This is a genomic window from Candidatus Infernicultor aquiphilus, assembly GCF_002784285.1.
GTDB classification, from domain to species: Bacteria; Atribacterota; Phoenicimicrobiia; order Phoenicimicrobiales; family Phoenicimicrobiaceae; genus Infernicultor; species Infernicultor aquiphilus.
The window spans coordinates 1-1,789 of sequence record NZ_PFKO01000157.1 but is presented as its reverse complement, the minus strand read 5'-3'; the positions used below and the strand labels follow the sequence as shown (position 1 = coordinate 1,789).

2 protein-coding genes are annotated in these 1,789 nt (G+C 31.0%); both read right to left on the bottom strand.

Annotated elements, in window-relative coordinates; genetic code table 11:
- The coding region (locus tag COZ07_RS04350; protein WP_406607364.1) for a polysaccharide pyruvyl transferase family protein at positions 1 to 451 on the bottom strand (451 nt) is incomplete at its 3' end.
- Between the two features lie 66 nt (positions 452 to 517).
- On the bottom strand, positions 518 to 1,789 hold a 1,272-nt coding region (locus COZ07_RS04345), incomplete at its 5' end, for a DUF5693 family protein (protein ID WP_406607363.1).

Sequence of the window (1,789 nt, the reverse complement as noted above, 5' to 3'; positions counted from 1 at the left end):
AGAAATTATCTCTCACCGTAATTAAGTCAACCTTATTTAAAATCCATCTCATTAATTTCTTATTAACTGGTTGGCTAATCGGGCCGATACCCTGGGCATAAATCATAACTGGTACCCTGATTATTTTTGCTCCTAATATCAACCCGAGATAATACCATATACTCCAACCTTTTCCAGTTGAATCTTGAAGTAATCCCCCTCCCCCACTAATAAAAAGATTGGTATCTCGCAAACAGTTCAAAATGCTAATTAAATGCAGTCGATTTATAGCCTTTACCTGGTAAGCCTGAGAGGTGTGTACAGGATTCTGGGAAAGAACTAATATTTTTATTTGAGGTATCTTTTCTTTAAAGGCTCTAACCATAGATTTAAGAATAGCTTCATCACCGAAATTATTAAAACCATAATAACCGGAAATCATTATCTTTACTATGGTTTTAGACTCTTTCATAATTGATTTTTTTCCTATCCTGCAATCTGGTTAAAATTCATTCCTTATTCAAAAAGAATTTAACTTTTAGCATCGGAATTTCTTTGAAATTCTGATGCTATAAAATATAGTAATCACTATTAATCCTAACCCTAAACCTAACCATACTCCATTAAAAGTACGTAACATTGAAAATAAAAAGGGAGTATGAATATGACAGAAGGTATTAATTAAAGTGACTGGAGCGATAGTCCCGATTATGATTATCGGAATTTTAAATTCTTTTACCTTTAAAAAATTCATACTCATGGCCAATAATAGAGCTGGATAACCGATTAAAAATTCTTTATTTCGGGGACGAGCAATTAAAGTTTTTTCTAAAAAGATTCTTATCTTTTCTTCAATGCTCAATACGGGAAGAAAAGAGAAATTTCCTGAACGAGAAATATAAATTACCAAAAATACAGCAAAAAAGAACATTATAATTACCTGTTCAATCAGGAGAGGTTTTTTGATATTTTCTAAAATCATTAATTTACCGGCATTCATTTTTAACCACATTATTACTAAAACTAAAAAAAGAGGGATTAGATAAGATATCTTTATCCCACTAAATTGCTCTATCCCCAGCATAAATTTATTATTGCTTAACAGAGCTGCTATTAATAGAGCACCGGAAAAGGTAATTAAAATAACTCTAAAGAAGCCAGACAAAACTTCTTTTATCATTAGAATAAATCCGGGATTATTCTTAGGAAAAGCTGTACTATTTTCTAAATTAAGATTATCTTTTCCCAAGAAATATTTTTCATTACTGATGATAGCTAAAGTAGGAAATATTAAAGCTGCCAGTAAGGCCATCAATTTTATTAAAAAGATTTCTTGATTTAAAAAGAGGAGAAAGAGAGAAAATAATATTCCTAAAAATAGTAGAGAATATTCTTGATATTTTTTTAAGTTAAAAATATTTTTCAATAGAATTAATCCACCTGAAATAACTCCCAGGATCAATAAAAGAACAAATATCTTTGGTTCTTGATAGGTGGCAGAAAGTAAACTGGCTTTTCCGGTGCTAAAACCACTCGCTTTTAAATTTTCCTTTATAGCTCTAATATAAGATAAATTCTCCTCGATAAGATCAGAGTCAGACTTCATAAAAGGTTTGATATAAAAGATTCTAACCTTTCTTTCTTTAGCTGCTCTAATCCATCTATCTAGGGCTTCCTGTTTGGGAATAATCACCATTTCCTCTTTGGTAATACTATGAACTCTAACTGCTAATTCGCTTGCTGATTGGGCAATTGTTTCAATTCCTTTCTGACCAGTAAATTCGATAATTCCGAAGGGATACCCTTTTGT